1 protein-coding gene is annotated in these 467 nt (G+C 60.4%); it reads right to left on the reverse strand.

Annotation, left to right across the window (positions count from 1 at the left end):
• Positions 1-467, reverse strand: a 467-nt coding sequence (locus tag EII23_RS12400; RefSeq protein WP_148091296.1) for an Rpn family recombination-promoting nuclease/putative transposase, incomplete at both ends; no start/stop codon positions are given.

A 467-nucleotide genomic window follows, 5' to 3' on the forward strand; every position in this document is an offset into this window, starting at 1 on the left:
TCTGTGATCCCGGAGCGTTTGAGCACAACTCGCCCCAGCCATACGGTAAAAGCCCGGCGCAGAGGCACATACTCCGGCCCATGCAGCCGGGCTATCAATTCCCTGACGATCTGCCGGACTTCTTCCGGCTCCTGCGCCCGTTCCAGTTTCAGGAGTTGCGCGGCCAGGCCCCTGCTTTTGTCCAGCGCGTCTGCGGGCACCCGACTTTCGTCCAGCAAAAAGTGCCGGTGACGGGGCCGATAGACTTTCAGGCTCTCCGGCATGGGAGCAAAGAGCGCCTCCACATCCTGCGGGGCTTTCCATGCCCTGCCTCCATTGTATATAACAATGGGAAACACCGGCGGCAAGCCTTCATTTTCGCGCACACTTCCCGTCTTGACGAGATCGAGCAGCAACAGCGTCGTATAGGACAGGATGCGCAAAGCCATCCAGTGGTCGGGCGTGCTCTGGAACTCCAGAAGCAGGGC

Source organism: Desulfovibrio sp. OH1186_COT-070 (assembly GCF_003860215.1).
GTDB lineage: Bacteria > Desulfobacterota > Desulfovibrionia > Desulfovibrionales > Desulfovibrionaceae > Desulfovibrio.